General features: G+C 49.6%; 20 protein-coding genes and 1 pseudogene. 3 read left to right on the top strand and 18 right to left on the bottom strand.

From position 1 onward, the window contains the following. Nucleotides 1–8: 8 nt before the first annotated feature. The 5 genes from CRO08_RS10590 to rhuM form a co-directional block, all read right to left on the bottom strand. The gene (locus CRO08_RS10590) at nucleotides 9–1,619 is read right to left on the bottom strand and encodes a type IV pilus twitching motility protein PilT (RefSeq protein ID WP_097036167.1); all 1,611 of its coding nucleotides are present in this window, start codon (nucleotides 1,617–1,619) and stop codon (nucleotides 9–11) included. Then, the gene (locus CRO08_RS10585) at nucleotides 1,616–2,419 is read right to left on the bottom strand and encodes an ABC transporter permease (protein WP_072807987.1); all 804 of its coding nucleotides are present in this window, start codon (nucleotides 2,417–2,419) and stop codon (nucleotides 1,616–1,618) included. The genes CRO08_RS10590 and CRO08_RS10585 overlap by 4 nt, the downstream gene beginning before the upstream one ends. Next, nucleotides 2,406–3,329 (bottom strand): ABC transporter ATP-binding protein, encoded by a 924-nt coding sequence (locus tag CRO08_RS10580; protein ID WP_255252326.1) that lies wholly within the window; start codon nucleotides 3,327–3,329, stop codon nucleotides 2,406–2,408. The genes CRO08_RS10585 and CRO08_RS10580 overlap by 14 nt, the downstream gene beginning before the upstream one ends. Nucleotides 3,330–3,336: 7 nt before the next feature. Then, nucleotides 3,337–3,633: a hypothetical protein gene (locus CRO08_RS10575; RefSeq protein WP_097036337.1), complete on the bottom strand. Its 297-nt coding sequence runs from the start codon at nucleotides 3,631–3,633 to the stop codon at nucleotides 3,337–3,339. A gap of 142 nt (nucleotides 3,634–3,775) precedes the next feature. Beyond that, the gene (gene rhuM, locus CRO08_RS10570; RefSeq protein ID WP_255252341.1) at nucleotides 3,776–4,528 is read right to left on the bottom strand and encodes a RhuM family protein; all 753 of its coding nucleotides are present in this window, start codon (nucleotides 4,526–4,528) and stop codon (nucleotides 3,776–3,778) included. A 471-nt stretch (nucleotides 4,529–4,999) separates the two neighbouring features. Here rhuM and CRO08_RS10565 point away from each other — a divergent pair, with 471 nt between their 5' ends. Beyond that, entirely contained in the window at nucleotides 5,000–5,245 is a 246-nt protein-coding gene (locus tag CRO08_RS10565) for a hypothetical protein (RefSeq protein WP_141398332.1), read from the top strand. Then, a complete protein-coding gene (locus tag CRO08_RS17035; protein ID WP_175547257.1) occupies nucleotides 5,242–5,412 on the top strand; it encodes a hypothetical protein in 171 nt (56 codons plus the stop codon). Before CRO08_RS10565 ends, CRO08_RS17035 begins: the two co-directional genes overlap by 4 nt. Before the next feature lie 31 nt (nucleotides 5,413–5,443). Here CRO08_RS17035 and CRO08_RS10560 read toward each other — a convergent pair whose 3' ends face one another. The 8 genes from CRO08_RS10560 to CRO08_RS17030 all read right to left on the bottom strand — a co-directional run bounded on the left by CRO08_RS10560 (nucleotide 5,444) and on the right by CRO08_RS17030 (nucleotide 10,726). Further along, nucleotides 5,444–6,181, bottom strand: a complete 738-nt coding sequence (locus CRO08_RS10560; protein WP_097036164.1) for a hypothetical protein — start codon at nucleotides 6,179–6,181, stop codon at nucleotides 5,444–5,446. A gap of 19 nt (nucleotides 6,182–6,200) precedes the next feature. Next, entirely contained in the window at nucleotides 6,201–6,917 is a 717-nt protein-coding gene (locus CRO08_RS10555; RefSeq protein ID WP_141398331.1) for a hypothetical protein, read from the bottom strand. Between the two features lie 15 nt (nucleotides 6,918–6,932). After that, nucleotides 6,933–7,358, bottom strand: coding sequence for a hypothetical protein (locus tag CRO08_RS10550; protein ID WP_141398330.1), 426 nt, complete (start codon nucleotides 7,356–7,358; stop codon nucleotides 6,933–6,935). Nucleotides 7,359–7,413: 55 nt separating this feature from the next. After that, the gene (locus CRO08_RS10545) at nucleotides 7,414–8,181 is read right to left on the bottom strand and encodes an amidohydrolase family protein (RefSeq protein WP_097036161.1); all 768 of its coding nucleotides are present in this window, start codon (nucleotides 8,179–8,181) and stop codon (nucleotides 7,414–7,416) included. Then, nucleotides 8,181–9,629, bottom strand: coding sequence for a radical SAM protein (locus CRO08_RS10540; RefSeq protein ID WP_097036160.1), 1,449 nt, complete (start codon nucleotides 9,627–9,629; stop codon nucleotides 8,181–8,183). Before CRO08_RS10540 ends, CRO08_RS10545 begins: the two co-directional genes overlap by 1 nt. A 3-nt stretch (nucleotides 9,630–9,632) precedes the next feature. Then, nucleotides 9,633–10,307, bottom strand: a complete 675-nt coding sequence (locus tag CRO08_RS10535) for a hypothetical protein (RefSeq protein ID WP_141398329.1) — start codon at nucleotides 10,305–10,307, stop codon at nucleotides 9,633–9,635. Between the two features lie 24 nt (nucleotides 10,308–10,331). Beyond that, the gene (locus tag CRO08_RS10530) at nucleotides 10,332–10,511 is read right to left on the bottom strand and encodes a hypothetical protein (RefSeq protein WP_097036158.1); all 180 of its coding nucleotides are present in this window, start codon (nucleotides 10,509–10,511) and stop codon (nucleotides 10,332–10,334) included. Nucleotides 10,512–10,582: 71 nt separating this feature from the next. Beyond that, nucleotides 10,583–10,726 carry a hypothetical protein gene (locus CRO08_RS17030; RefSeq protein ID WP_176495126.1) on the bottom strand — a complete coding sequence of 48 codons (144 nt, stop codon included), beginning with the start codon at nucleotides 10,724–10,726 and terminating at the stop codon, nucleotides 10,583–10,585. Between the two features lie 641 nt (nucleotides 10,727–11,367). Between CRO08_RS17030 and CRO08_RS10525 the strand changes: the two genes are divergently transcribed. Beyond that, nucleotides 11,368–12,300, top strand: a complete 933-nt coding sequence (locus CRO08_RS10525; protein WP_097036157.1) for an Rpn family recombination-promoting nuclease/putative transposase — start codon at nucleotides 11,368–11,370, stop codon at nucleotides 12,298–12,300. 12 nt (nucleotides 12,301–12,312) lie between these two features. On the opposite strand, the gene CRO08_RS17370 is transcribed toward CRO08_RS10525, so the two are convergent. From CRO08_RS17370 to CRO08_RS10500, 5 genes and pseudogenes are all read right to left on the bottom strand, one after another. After that, nucleotides 12,313–12,564, bottom strand: a complete 252-nt coding sequence (locus CRO08_RS17370) for a hypothetical protein (protein WP_097036156.1) — start codon at nucleotides 12,562–12,564, stop codon at nucleotides 12,313–12,315. An 8-nt stretch (nucleotides 12,565–12,572) separates the two neighbouring features. Then, a pseudogene (locus CRO08_RS10515) lies at nucleotides 12,573–12,755 on the bottom strand (pectate lyase); the annotation flags it as partial. Between the two features lie 91 nt (nucleotides 12,756–12,846). Continuing rightward, nucleotides 12,847–13,185, bottom strand: coding sequence for a hypothetical protein (locus tag CRO08_RS10510; RefSeq protein WP_097036154.1), 339 nt, complete (start codon nucleotides 13,183–13,185; stop codon nucleotides 12,847–12,849). 5 nt (nucleotides 13,186–13,190) lie between these two features. Further along, nucleotides 13,191–13,736, bottom strand: coding sequence for a hypothetical protein (locus CRO08_RS10505; protein WP_097036153.1), 546 nt, complete (start codon nucleotides 13,734–13,736; stop codon nucleotides 13,191–13,193). Between the two features lie 149 nt (nucleotides 13,737–13,885). Continuing rightward, entirely contained in the window at nucleotides 13,886–14,641 is a 756-nt protein-coding gene (locus tag CRO08_RS10500; RefSeq protein ID WP_097036152.1) for a geranylgeranylglyceryl/heptaprenylglyceryl phosphate synthase, read from the bottom strand. Nucleotides 14,642–14,679 lie beyond the last annotated feature (38 nt).

Raw genomic sequence — 14,679 nt, 5'->3', positions numbered from 1 at the left:
AAACCTCCTTATGCCGGCCTGTACGCCGCAAAGCGGCGGCTATCGTAAGCGCGCTTCCAGGCTTCCGCACCGTCGATATAACCGGATTCCACGCACTTCTGCAGGGAATCGTCCAAAGTAATGCCCTGGTCCTTCTGGCTGCTGATTGCGGCAACCAACTGCGACAGGTCGCAGCGGCGAATCATGTTCGCAACCGTAGAGGTAACGCGCATCGCCTCACAGGCAAGCACCAGGCCCTGGTTCTGCACCACCGGGATAAGGTGCTGCACAATCACGCCCTTCAACTGGTCGGCAAGCGTGCACGCAAACGCGGCGCGGCTCGATTCCGGAACCTCGACCAGCAACTTCGAGAGCAGGGCGTGAATGTTGTTACCGCCGGTAACGGCAAACACGAGCGCGCCCGCATTCGATGCCTGCAGCAGCAGGTTCAGTTCTTCCATCGACTGCAGGTGATCGAAGCATATCACGTCGGCACCGTCACGCATGGCAAGCTCAATGCCCGCGATGCCGCTCTTCACATGGAGCCCGACCTCTTTCTGGGCAAGAGCCCCGTTCGGGTTCTTGAGCAGGCGTTCAATAGGCCGTTCTATCGTGTGGATATAGCACGGGCGATTTGCGGCTACGGTTTCGATAAACGTGGTCATCGTGGTAGAGCGCCCGCTCGCCGACGGGCCCGCAATCAGCACGAGCCCGCTCTGCAGTTCGGCAAACGACTGGCAGAACGGCGGCAAGAAGAGGTTCTCGAAAGAGATGGACTCGCTCTGGATGACGCGAATGGAGATACTCGGGTTCACGTCGTTCCAGACGACGGAAATGCGTGCACGCCCGACACCCGGGAGCCCGAATGTCTTGCTGAAGTTCTTGCCCGCGACAACCTTGTAGCCGTCGGCAAAACCCTCGGACGCCTCGGCCAGCAAGTCTGCCACGCGGGTGCGGTCGAGAGTCTGCTCGGTCACCGGGAATATCGACCCGGACTGGCGCATCATCACCTCGCGACCGGCAAACAGGTAGATATCCGTCGCGCCGAACTTGCGGGCATACGCAATCATCTTCTTCAGGCTCATCGTCACCAGCAGGTTCTCGGGAGCCATGACCTCGGACCCTTCGCCCGAAACCACCGCGAATCGCGAAGGCAGTTCGCCATCCGCGGATTCATCTTCAGACACGTCTTCGGTAGAGATGCCGATGTTCGAGATACTCGTGGATTCCAGGCCAGAAACCTTCTCCACCACCATGTTAGAAGAAGACGCCTCGCCATAGATGCTGTTGCCCTCGATCTGCAACGCAGGTTCTTCCGGAGCCACAGGCGCCGATGCCTGGGGCTTTACCGCAGGGGCGGGCTTCGGCGCCGGAGCGGGGGCCGCGCTTTCTGCCGGAGCAGCCGGAGCTGCCGCCGGAGCGGGAGCAGGCTTTGCGGGAGCGGCCGCAGCATTCTTCGCTTCAAGGTTCTTCACGAAGGCAAGCACCTTCTCGTAAACCGCCTGCTGCAAGAGCCCGGCCTTCACCAAGACCTGGCCGATATCGACCTGGTCATTCGCCTCTGCCCAATGGGCATCCACCTGGTCCTGCGTCACCATCTTGTTGTGGACGAGGACCTTCGCCATATACTGGTTTCTCATAGGAAATCCCTCCGGCTAAACCACCAGCTTGCAATCGCGAGGAATACCCCGACGTAACCGAGTGCATAGATGGTGTTCCAGAACAAATACATATCGGGGAGCGCAAGCCCGTGCACAACATAACTCGTCACGTTGTAGCGGTAGAGCCCCGGGAAAATCGCGTGAATCACCACCGCGGCCTTCTCGAACAGTGCCGTAGAGGTATCGCCCATCTCGCCCATGCGGCTTGCAAACCTCACCTGTTCCAACAACTCGTTGCTCAGGTGGCCCGCAAAGTAAACGCCCAGCGTGAAGAGAGCCGAAAGAATCGTGCTGCTGAAACTGCTGAACAGGAGCGCCACCGCAATCACCACCGCCATCTCGCAGAAGATGAGGTATATGGCAAGGAGCAGGCTCGCCGTCGGTTCCGCGTTCATCACGAAGAGCATCAGGTAATAGATGACCGTCAGGAGCGTGAGGTGCACCGCCACCACGGCGAGGAGGCCGAAGTACTTGCCCACGATAAACGTCACGCGGCTAATCGGCTTAGAAAGCAACGTGAGCACCGTGCGCCGCTGGATTTCCTTTTGCACCAGGCTGATACCCACGAAGATGGAAATCAGCAGGCCCGAAAGGCTCATCACCGAAAGCGTAGTGGACTTGATCACGTAGGCGCGGTCGAACACCGACCATTCGCCAAGCACGATGCTGAACAGGGTGAGCGCAATCGCGAGGAACACGATGTTGTAGAGAATCTTGTCGCGTATGGATTCGCGGAATGTGTTGTGAGCGATAATCGCAATATACTTAAGCGTCTGCACGTGCAATCTCCTCCGTCAAAATGTCCTCGAGGCTCGGGCGCTTGTGGTCCATCTTCTCGACCGCAATCCCGTTCGCAAGGCAGTAGCCCAGCAGGCGGTCGCGGGCAGCATCGTCCTCGCACACGAATTCTTCCGGGTGTCCCGTAAGCGAAACGCCCTGCGGCAGGTCGCTCTCGAGAATCGCCTTGCGCGTACGCACGTGGTATTCCACCCCGCACGACTCGGTAATCTCGTCGACCGTACCTTCGCGCACAATCTTGCCATCCACGATCATCGCGACCTTGTGGCTAATGCTTTCCACGTCGCTCAGCAGGTGGCTCGAATAGAAGATAGTCACGCCATCGCGGTTCAGCTGCTGTATGGCCTCGCGCACGTCGCGGCGGCCCATCGGGTCAAGCCCGCTCATCGGCTCGTCGAGAATCAAAAGCTTCGGCTTGCCGAGAATCGCCTGGGCGATTCCCACACGCTGCATCATGCCCTTGGAGTACGAACGCAGGCGGCGGTCAATCCAGTCCTTGTTCGCGTGCAGAAGTTCGAGCGCCCAGGTGATGCGCTTGTCAAGTTCCGCACCGTCAAGCCCCACTAGCTTGCCATAGAAGCGCAGGAGCTCGCGCCCCGTGAGGTAATCGTAGAAGTACGGCTGCTCCGGGGAGTAACCGATGTAGCGGCGGCTCTTCACGTCGCGCGGGCTGATGCCGTTCACCAGCACCTTGCCCGAATCAAAATTCAACAGGCCCGTCAGCACCTTGATAGTCGTAGACTTGCCCGCACCGTTCGGGCCGATAAACCCGTACACCTGGCCCGGCTCCACGCTGAAGCTCACGTCCTTGAGCGCAAGCTTCGGCTTCATCAAGAACCCACTGTGGTAGGTCTTGTGCAAATGCTCAATCTGTATCATCAAATCACCCATAATTCACCTATGCATCCTGGCTGCCGTCCGTGCCCTGTTCCTTGGCGGAACTCTGGAAGGCACGCTGTTCGGCTTCCGCAATCTCTTCGCGGCGGCGGTCGGCCTTCTCCTTCTTCTTGATGAAGAAATAGATTACCGCACCGACAAAATACACGCCGATACCCGAATAGAAAATCGGGTTGATGGACATTCCCTCGAGTCCGGGGAACACGTTCAAAATTATGTCGTGCCCGAAAAGGCTCAACAGCACGAGCACAAAGCCCAGTGCACGGAGCACGAAAGTCACTATAACTAGCTTCTGCATATATACCTCAAAAACCACACCTCGCGGTGTGACCGATTTTCTATGAAAAATACACAATTATGGGCGCAAAAAAAGTCCGCTCCACAGGAAACGGGCGAAAAAGGAGGGGGAATTCTGCACCAACTGGTGCAGTTTTCCATTTTCACCGCCCTTTCATGCTTTCCTGGATTTTCTCGATGACTTCTGCGGGGGTCACAAAGTCCAAGACACTGAATGCTGTCATCTCGTTGCCCATGTCCTTGAATGACGCCCCGAAGTGATACACCTTGTCATCGACGAGCAAAAAGCGGTCGTGAATTGTGCGCATCGTCTTTAAATCCAGGCCGGGATACTGCTTCTTGTGCAAATCTGCAGCAGCCTTGAACTCGGGAGTGATGTGCGCAGAATAAATAGCCGCCTGCACGCCCTTCGCGCGCATCGCCGCAAATTTCAGCACCTCGATGGTGGCGAAAGGGTCGATGAACGCCACGGAAAGCTTGGCCGACTTCACGAGGTCCGCAATCAACACGAGCCCGTCGAAACGGGTTCCCGTGGCGAGAATGCCTCCGGTTGGCGACTGCGCGGCATTCACGAAAAAGTCTATCCGCTGCTCGACTGCAGAAAGTCGGGAATTTTGCTCGACGACAGACTTCCGGACATCCTCGATTTCTGCACCCTGGCTCTCGATAAGTTGCCGCTGTTCATGCAGGCGGTCCGCAATCTGCAAATCCGTCGCGATCTTCCGCTGATTCACGGCATAGCCCTTAAGTATATAGCCTTTAAGAACTTGGTTTGCCCATTGGCGAAATTGAGTACCTCTAAAGGATTTTACTCGATAACCAACCGAAATAATGACGTCTAAAGAATAAATAGTAGTAGGTTTGAATTTTGATAGAGTATTATGCAAAATTTGCATATTACTCTCTTGCGGTAGTTCGCCTTCCTTAAATACGTTTTTGATATGTCTAGCAATAACAGATTGGTCTTTGTCAAACAATTTTACCATCTGCGCCTGTGTGAGCCACACCGTCTCGTTCTCGACACGTACTTCCAGCCTCATCTCACCCTCCGGCTGGTACATCACGATTTCGCCCCAATTGTCACCTCCGACGCCTGAGCTGATCGCAGTCGAAGCAAGGTCAGGGGCCGTCATTTCCGTCTTTTTCCTCATTTTCACCTCATTATAAACAAAAACGGACCATCCCGCCCGCGCGGGAATGATCCGTAATACCACCTTTTCTGGTGCGTATGCACAATATACAAAAAATTTGACATTTGCAACGCGAGGAACGATATATAAGTAGAAAGTTTCCATAAGCCTCCGTTGTGGTAGTTCTTCAAGGACGCTTTCTACAAGGCCTTTTTGGTAATCAAGGGGCGGAAGGAAATGGAAGAATCCGCAGAATTCAAGGCGTTGCCTAAGAAGGAACGGGAAAAACGCCGCTATCAGCAGCCGGAGACCATTTCCGTCTGGATTTGTGACTTTGACCTGCCCGAGGCAAAGAACGAATACTGGGATGAATGGGCTCTCTACAGCAGGCACGCCATCAGGAACGGGATGGCGGTACCGCTTTCAAAGAAAAATAAGTATATTTTCCTTGCAAACTTTTGGAAGCACAGGAGCACGACATGACGACGAAAGAAGATTACGAATGCTGGGCTGCCGGAAAGGAACTTGCAGCTGAAGCACGCGGCGAAGCCAACACACTCAGCATCTTCCAGGAATTGGGAGTATCTCCGGAAGTGATTGCCGAGGCGAAGGCTCGACTTGCTGCGAAAAATTCAAGTGTGCAAAAGTAAACAGGGCCTTCGCTTTAATCGTTAAACTTTCTCAAAAATCAAATTCGTCGTAACCTGATTTCTTTTCAGTATCCTTATAAACTCTGTACTGGAATTCGTCGGATTCCTCTCCGCAAGTTTCGCGCAGGGCAAGCAGGTGCAGAGCGTGTTCGAACTGCAGGGGCGGTACCGCAGGATTGGCCCGTCTGTTCCACTGGCGCATGATATTCCCGAATTTCGAGCACTTTTCACTCATCTCGGCATCCAAATCGTAGCAATTGGTAATTTCGCCACACTTTTCGCAGTATACATGATAAGGATTGGAATACTTTAGGGGATTCCAGAAATCATCGTCTTCGGAATTAGATGGGCCGTCAAAAAAATCGATGCAAGAAAAGGATCTTTCGGGCTTATGTTGCGGCACTAGGTAGGCCTTGCCCTGGCAACACGGACACGACAACTGGCAGGTTTCCGTTTTCCATGCGGCGACAAGCCCGCCTAGGGGCCTACTTGGATACGGATTTTCCCACCACATCTCAGAACCAAAGAAATCTCCGAAAAAGACGAAGTCTATCGGGATATTGTATAGCTTCGGATACTTGCGGAAAAGTTTCCAGTTCCTTGCCAGAAGGGGTATGCTTTTCCACAGAAGTTTTTCTCGACGCTCGCGACGACGGTCCAGAACCGACTGGATTTCCTTTTCCTCGTTTTCGAATTCCTTTTCCTCGTCGCTGACAAGCGGCAGGCCGGCATCAATTCGCCTGTTGAATGAACTAAAAGATTCTTGCATAAGCGGTTTTACAAATAAATTATTTCCACATGATATTCCGGTCGTATGTTCCACTGCGTAGCTGCACATGCAGGTGTTCGTTTGCCATGCCGACACCTTCGTGCAGAACGGTGTACCGGGAGCCCAGTTCATCGCGGATCTTCTGAGCAATAACCTTACGGGTTCCCAAATTTTCGACATCCTTGATGCGGATATCCACGGCGGCACAGGCGTAATGGGCAGACCGTTCGCCATGCTTGTCGGAATCGTTCCCGCTGGTGATTACCGGGCGGTAATTGTCATCCTTGAACACCTCGTGGTAGACCGAAGCCACAATGTTGATGGCGGTATCCACCTCGGGTCGCAAGCAGTCGATATTTACAGAAGCCGCTTTCAGTATTGTGAGGCTGAGTACCTCTTCGTGGTAGTTCTGTTGCTCCGCATTGCGCTTGATGACTGTCCTAGGGGCAAAGCGTTCCGTCTTACTGGCAGACCTTTTTTCGCACTCGCCTTCAGAACCTCCAAATAGTCCGTCAAAGAATTGCACAATTTTATCGAAAATGCCTTGAACCCCACCATGTTCCTCGATAGTTGTCGAAATTTCGTCAGCCGCCCACGCCGATTTTGATTTTGCAGAGTCCAGCGCTTCTGCAGCCGCCCTGCCAACAGCCTCTTCCAGCTGTTCCTGGGTGTCGTCGCTGAGCCCGCAGCCCGAAAGCAGCAGGGTGACAAGGATGAATGGCAAGAAAAGTCTCATACAAATCACAAGCGCTCACGAAGGTTTTTGATTATGGAAGTCGGGAGCATCTGGGAAAAGTCCAGGAACTGCGTTTGCAAGGTCGTCACCAAACGTATCCATGTGCAGCAGGAACGAGGCGAAAGGCTCCGTTTCTCCAAAGCGCATCAGGTCTACCACCGAATCGACCATATGATTCATATATAGCGTTATTACGACCTGTGTATTGAGACTAGAGTCTCTCTCGTCTTCCCATTCAAACAAATCGGGAGTTTTGCCCATGGTAAAAAAGAACGTATTCGCGTCGCCGTCTCTTGTAACCAGGGCGTCGTCAAGAAAAAGCGAGACCTCGCCGCCAGACCTCATGCGAACGGATGTCTCGAATGCATACATCAAACGTGACATAGATGCCCTCAATTCGGGGGCCCATGGAAGTGAGCCTTCGAGAATCCGTATCGCCATAAATACTCCTTGGATGTGCTTTTTGTTGCCAGGATTGTTTCTTATAATATATCGCTTATTTCGGTGCAAAAGTCAAGAGATTTTGCGCATTTTCCCAGGAAATTTTATGCCAGTCCTTGCCCGCGATGCGTTTTGTTTGCGAAATACGGCTGCGCAAGTGGCGCGGCAGGGAACTTTTTAAGTGACGCCCCGGAATAGGAGTATCGGTCCCGAACAGAATTCGGTCTGTGAAGCAATCTTGCCGTGCGGCGACCATAAGTTGCTGAAATTGGCAAAGAGGCATAAACGAAATATCGACAAACGTGTTGGGGCATTCTCGTAACACGGCGATTGCCTGCCCAATGGGACGTCCGTGGGCTAGAACGACTCGGACATCAGGGAATCTTGTGCAGATTTCCTGATACATTCCCGCTTCACAATTTTCGCGTTCGCCAGTGTGGAGTTTCACAAACAGCCCCCGTTCTTGGGCTATTTTAAATACCCGTTGCAGTTCGCGACCATTGGGCAACCATTTTTCAGATACTCCGTGGATTTTCATCCCACAAATTTTACCACCGGTATCATTCATATACAACGAAAGATCCGGCGAACGTTTCAGCATATCGTGCGTCACCCACAAGATTGGCTTGGCACGACCTTCCGAAAGTTTATGCATTGCAACTCGCTCTTCTTGCAAAAAAATAGGATCATCAGTAACAATGGTACTCGTGCTAGAATATGCAAAGTGTGTAATGCCCGCAAGTCGCAAGGTACGCAGTATTCGTGGCGGCGTGTAATAGTCATCAAAATACTGCCCCATATGTACATGAAAATCGAAGAGCATTACTCTCCTCGCATTTTCGCTTTAGCTTCTTCAACCAATTTGCGATTCAAGTGAGCGGCCTTGCAAAAATGTGGAGCAACCTTCAGATAATCACCGCCGCTTTCGTTGAAATTACGAACAAGACATGGAGCACAGAACTGTTTATCTTCACAATCATAACATTGCGGAATCGCAGACTTAGTAAGGTTACGAAGTTTATTCAGCTGCGGAGACTTTTCCCAAATATCCTTGATGGGCTGTTCTCGCACATTGCCACAAGCCATTCCTTGCCAGCCACTACACGGATACACAATACCGTCACTGGCTATACAGAGATTATCCATACCCACACCACAGAACGGACGTTTCCCCCATTCCTCACGAGAAACGGACGGCACAGGAGTATCAGTAAAGTCAAGATAATCTTTGTCAAACTGAATAATATCCTTGAGCAATTCTTCAGTTTGTTCCATAGTCAAGCGCTCGGCAAGATTGTCTGTAGTAAAATCATATCGAGCCATCATTACAAAGTCGGTTTGAGCCTTACAATTACGCTCATAGGCGAATTTCAGCACATCTTTATAAGTTTGATAATTAGTCTTCATTACAGGGCAACTGATTTGCACAGGGATGTTCGCTGTAATCAAGGCGTCAATAGCAGCCTTGGTCTTTTCACAAGAGCCCTTGAGTTGTGTGATATGGTCATGTTCTTCAGGAATAACGCTGTAAAGCGATGTTTGCACATAACTCGGATTAACTTCTTTAAGCACCTCAATCATGTGCGGCGTAATCAAAGTGATGTTTGACAATACATTGAAACTAAAATCAAGTTCACGAGCCTTGCACAAAATTTTTTCGGCATCTGGATGAGTAAAAAATTCTCCACCCGAAAGTGTCAATCCCATAACACCCAAATCGTGCAACTGCCCAAGAACATTTTCAATTACTTCGTAAGGCAACACTACATTTTTCAATTCATGCGGAATGTAACAATGAATGCATCGTTCATTACAGCGATTCGTTGTTTCAATTTGGCAACTGTGAATTTGCGGATGTTCGCGATACCAATCTCCTAGAACTTCCTGAGTATCGGCATACAACTTTTCATCGTCAGGATTTTGTTGAGCGTTGTAGGTGAACAATGTTTTCGGATTTTCAGCATAACTAAAGAAAGTATCCTTAGCAGCACACTCTTCGGCGGTTTCTGCGGAAACCAAATAACGATCAGCAACCAAGGATTCTAAGAATTCCTTCATATCCTCTTGAATATCTTCAAAAGTAACATCTTCGAAGTATTCACAAGCTTTTGCCGAAAGTTCTTCTAAGCTTTGCGGTTCACGAGAAATCACAGAAAGAAAGGCTCTACCTTCTTGGGTATAAGTACGGTCATGTTTTGTCAGTTGGCTATAGATGTAGCCGTATTCACCGATGGAACGGATAAAAGTATCACGAGATTGACGATAAAACATATGTTAGTTTTCCTTAAGACTCACGCAGTTAGCTAGAAATTCTAAACTTTTTTCCAATCCTATATTTTCTTCTTTCTCGGCGACATCTTCCTCTGAATACTTACATTTAAGAAGAACTCTTTTCTCAAAATGGTTATATAGTTCTCGCATAATCCCGACATAGGCACGCAACAACTCCTCATCGATCTGTTTTCTAAGAAAATTCTGAATCTCTTTAAATAATTCAGATTGCAAACCTGTCATTTTTTCGTTATCTATTTTGGGGTATGAAATAAGACAATTCCGTAATATGAACAAAAAAGTCTTTTCTACAATATCGGAGCATTTTTTTAATCTGGTCAAAGTTTCATCATCCAACTTGAGCAGATTATGCTCTACATTGTCTTTCAATAGATTTAAATAAAAATGCTTAAAGTCACATTTCAATTCCGATACAATTAATTTTAAGGAAAATGAATCTCCTAACGCATCTTGTCCATTATCAGACAATGCTAATTCATTAAAAAAGAGTAAGATAATACTAAAATCTACACCACAGTTTGAGGCAAAATATTTCTCAGTTAATTCCTCTAGCAACATTTCTATAGTACACCCTGTAGAAGATACCACATATTCTGTTGGCAGATTAAAAGATTCATCATGTAATGGAGCATAAAGATATACTTTTTCAAATTCCATAAAAAACTCACTTGCTAAAACAAATCAAACAATTCCATTTTCAAACAAAATAGAATCCATATTCTCTTCATCCAGCCTAGACTTTTCTTTTTCATAAATACAAATTAATCTCTGAACGAAAAGATCTTTTTTAGAGTTAAATTCTATACTACCATCATCAAAATGGTCCTTGAGAGCTTTCGCAATAAAAGTTTCCTTATCCATAATAAATCCTAATTGTTGAGTAAAAATTCCCTAGAGCAGGGCGGTTAGGCCCTATTCTAGGGAACAATACTTTAGTGAACCAATTCGCAAACTTTGCACCACGATTCCGTAGAATGGCTGTCATTGGTCGGGCAGCCAGCAGCGAAGCTACCGGTCGGATTGTTCTTTGCGATAAGACGGGGCTTCTTGTAGGCCATCTTCTTTGTTGTCTTCATAATATACCTCATGAGTGTATATCCCGCAGGTTGTTTCACACCATGCCGTGCGGGTTTCGGCACAGTGCGTTTTGCGTATGCAAAAGCCATGGCCAGGTTCAGTCATAACCCGGTGTTTTGCCCCGCTCTGCAAAGATCCGTGCCAAATTTTGTGGAAACAAAAAAAGGCGCAAGTCGTTGCATTTATCCAAACGAGGCTCTGCAAAGCCTAAGAACGATAAACGCAAACGACCCACGCCCCAAACGGGCTGTTGCCCCTGGTCATGCGACCAACGACCGGCCTAACGGCCGGCTACAGCAAACTGAAGCACGCCAGAATGTAGCATGCTTGCGTGAGCGTTCGCCTTGTCCTCGTTCTTGTGAAATTTGCAGATTTCGTTTGGAGGGCAAGAGCAAAAACTCTTTTACACTTCAAAAACTAATATAAAATTGGACGAAGCGGACAAAAAAACTTGCATCAAATCAATTTTTTAGCCAAATATTGAGAAAAATCACCTATTTGCACGAAAATCCGTATATTCTAACTTCGAATAGCGGTTGGATTTTTTTGTATATTCTCTCCAGCACCAGAAAGGGTGGTATTATAGGATCGCTTCCGCGCAATGCGGGGCGGTCCTTTTTGTTTTGAAAACGGAGACAACATGGAAAAACATTCCAAGAAAAAGCGCAAGCCGCTCAAGGACTGTATCGTTAAGCCGGGTGAGAAGAGCCCGTACGCAAACCTGCTTGTGGATCTCGCCTTCAAAAAGGCGTTCGACCCCGACAAGCCTGCCAGCCGGCAGAACCTCGTGAACCTACTGAACGACCTGCTGGAACCGCAGCTCAAGCGGCCTATCGTGACGGTAAAGACTCGCAACGTGGCGCACAACCTGAGCGGGAGCAAGGAATCGCGCACCGCGATTTTTGACCTGCACTGCGAGGATGATGCCGGAAATCTGATAGAGATCGAGGTACAAATCCGCAAGCTGAAGAACTTCCGCAAGCGGCTCGCGTTTTATGCCAGCGAGATGGTCGCGAACCAGGCACAAACGGGCTCAGGCTGGAAATTCAACGTGAAACCGACATACGTGATTGCGTTTGCCCAACACAAGGTGTTTGAAGACGAGCGCATCGTTCACCGCGCGACCGTCTGTGACCTGGAAACCGGCGAACAGTTTGTGGACTCCTACAACTTCACGGCCATCGAACTTTCGAAGGTCCCCTTTTTTATTAAAAAGAAGTCCGACGACCTGAGCAAGTGGTTGTTTTTCTTTCGTTTTTTGAACCGGCTGAAGGAACTGCCTGCAGAACTGGACGAGAAGAAGTTCGAACACTTGACAGAAAGTTCAAAAGTGTCTAAGTTTTCCAAGAAGGAATTCGAGGCCTACCAGAAAGTGTATCACAAGGAATGGGACCACAACGCCATGGTCGATGGCATCTTTGAAGAATTCGCGGACGAGATCAACGCGAAGGTTGCCGAGAGTGTCCTTGACAAAACTCGCGAAATGGCAAAGGGATTGCGTGACGACAAAGTCCCGATGGAAATCATCATTCGCCGGACCGGCCTTTCCGAAGAAGAGATTCGCAAGTTGTAGCAAACAAAACCGCTAGAACATCACGCGATAGCGGATCAGCTTTTCGTAGTGGCGGCCCTTAAGGTCGCGGTAACCCTTGCGGGCGGGCGTTTCGCCGTCAGGCGTCCTTTGCGGCATGATTCGTGCCGTTCCAGAAGATGATTCAGCAACAGAACCAGATGACGCCACAGAACTGCTCGAAAGATCGTATTCGAATCCGTCGGCGTTCTCGCCATCGCCCTGGCGTCCGGTAGGGTCATAGTTGTCGTGGGAGTCGCAGTTCAAAAAGAGATGCCGCCGCGAATCCAAACGGTATCGCCCGCGGCCACCACCTTGTTCGCCTTGTTGAGCGTCGCGAAGGGCTTGTCCTTAGAACCTGCCGCACTGTCGCTTCCATCGGTCGCCACGTAATACACGGCTCCGAACGCCTGTGCCGCCAAGGCAAGCGCAAACGCGAAAGTGAACCTTTTGTCCATAAACACCTCGAGTATATGCTTTTATATATACTCTATTTTTTGGAAAAAAGATACCCTTTCTAAAACAAGCGAAGTATAAATTCCGCAAAAACTACTTTAATATCCCGCAGATAACAAGCCACACAGAAGCGACTAACGAAAACAAGGCAAGAGGCAAAATCGGAGCGGTTCCAATCGCCGCAAACACCATCCAAGCCTTTCTTTGGACAACCTTGAATTTCTGCGAGAACATATCAAGTAATAACAAAATAGCCGAGGCAAGCATCATTAAAGAAAGCAAAAACGAAATTAAGCCAAGCGGTCTGTCGGCAATAAAATCAAGACGATTACCTACAAAAATTATGGACGTTGGTGCATAATGAACCGCCAAACATGCTGCGGAAATAAACGCAGTCAAAGTAAAGAATTTTTCTATCAATTTCTTAATCAATTGGACTACTCCATAGCGCAATGAGCTGAAATAATGTCTTTCCTCGAAGCTCCTTTCTGAAGTACAATTTTATCGCTGAACGGGCCTGGCTCTATTGTGAAACCATCAAATGGTTCTGCATCATAAATAATGACGATAGAATCTTGTCGTTCATCAATTCCAATATCTGGTCCTAGACTACCACCGCCCGCAACACCTCCATCGATCACAAACCTATATGTCAAAATATTTTTTCTAGAACCATCATCATCCTGATATTGAAGATGCCAAACACAAGGAGCATTGGTATCAACAAAAAAATCATACCAAAAAGATTCGTTCTGATTCTCCCGTTCTAGGAAAATTTTCTTGCCATTCAGTTCGCACTGATTTAGATTTTTATCTCCGTATTTATAAATAGGATAAATTTCCCCCGCAATCGGATTAAAAAAACATGCTCGACAAAAAGACAAATACGAAAGGAAGAGTACAGTAAGGGCTATTTTGGCCCACAAATCCTTCTTTTTAAAAAACTGAACCGCTTGGGATACTGTTATCTTAGTTATTTGCATACAACAGATAGAATATACAAAATCCGGGTCGAGTTTGCACAGCCCGCGCTAGGCAGAAAAAGTGAGGGTATAAAATGTATGGACCCTATCGCCTACAGCTCCAGGGTGACAACCATTGAGGTCGGGGGCAACGAAGTATTGCGACGCTTTTAGCCTTTCACGTGGATTGCGGCGGCGAATTCCTTGAGCAACTTCGGGTCTTCGACCTTTTCCCACAGCGTTCCGGTCACGATGATGTTCGCGCCTGCAGCCACGCGGATGGCGGCCGTCTGCGGGTCCTTGATTCCACCGCCGGTGATGATGGTCATCTCGGTCGCCTTGCGGGTATAGGCGATGTGTTCCACGGGTACGGGCTCTTCGGCGCCGCTGCCCGCTTCCAGGTACACATAGCGCATACCCATGAGTTCTGCCGCGATGGAGTTCACCATGCTGAGCTTGGGCTTGTTCGCGGGTACGGGCATGGTACCGCTGATGTATTCCACAGTAGTGCGCTTGCCGCTGTTGATGAGCTGGTATGCCGTCGGGATGGCTTCCATGTTGAGCGCACGCACGAGCGCGCCACCGCGCACCTGCTCGTCAATCAAGTAGTTCGGGTTGCGGCCGCTCACGAGGGTCATGAAGAGCATCGCGTCGAAACCGGGAACCACCTGCGAAGCGCCACCCGGGAAAAGAACCACGGGCAGGTCCACGTTGGCCTTGAGGGCCGCCACCTGCTTAGGGAGCGTGAAGTTACCCAGATAAGAACCGCCCACCAGAAGCAGGTCGGCGCCGTTCTCCGCGGCCATCGCACCCGCCTTCACGAACGCGGCCTCGTCCGATGTATCGGGGTCCAGCAGCACGGCAAAAAGCGCACCGCGTTTCTCGATTTCAGCGTTCAGGCGAAGTTCGGTCTTACCAGGTTTCATAATCAATTCCTTCGTTCACGAGCGGAACATGTCCCATA

Source organism: Fibrobacter sp. UWT3, assembly GCF_900230125.1.
In the GTDB taxonomy this organism is placed as follows: domain Bacteria; phylum Fibrobacterota; class Fibrobacteria; order Fibrobacterales; family Fibrobacteraceae; genus Fibrobacter.
This window is presented reverse-complemented; position numbering and strand designations above follow the sequence as displayed.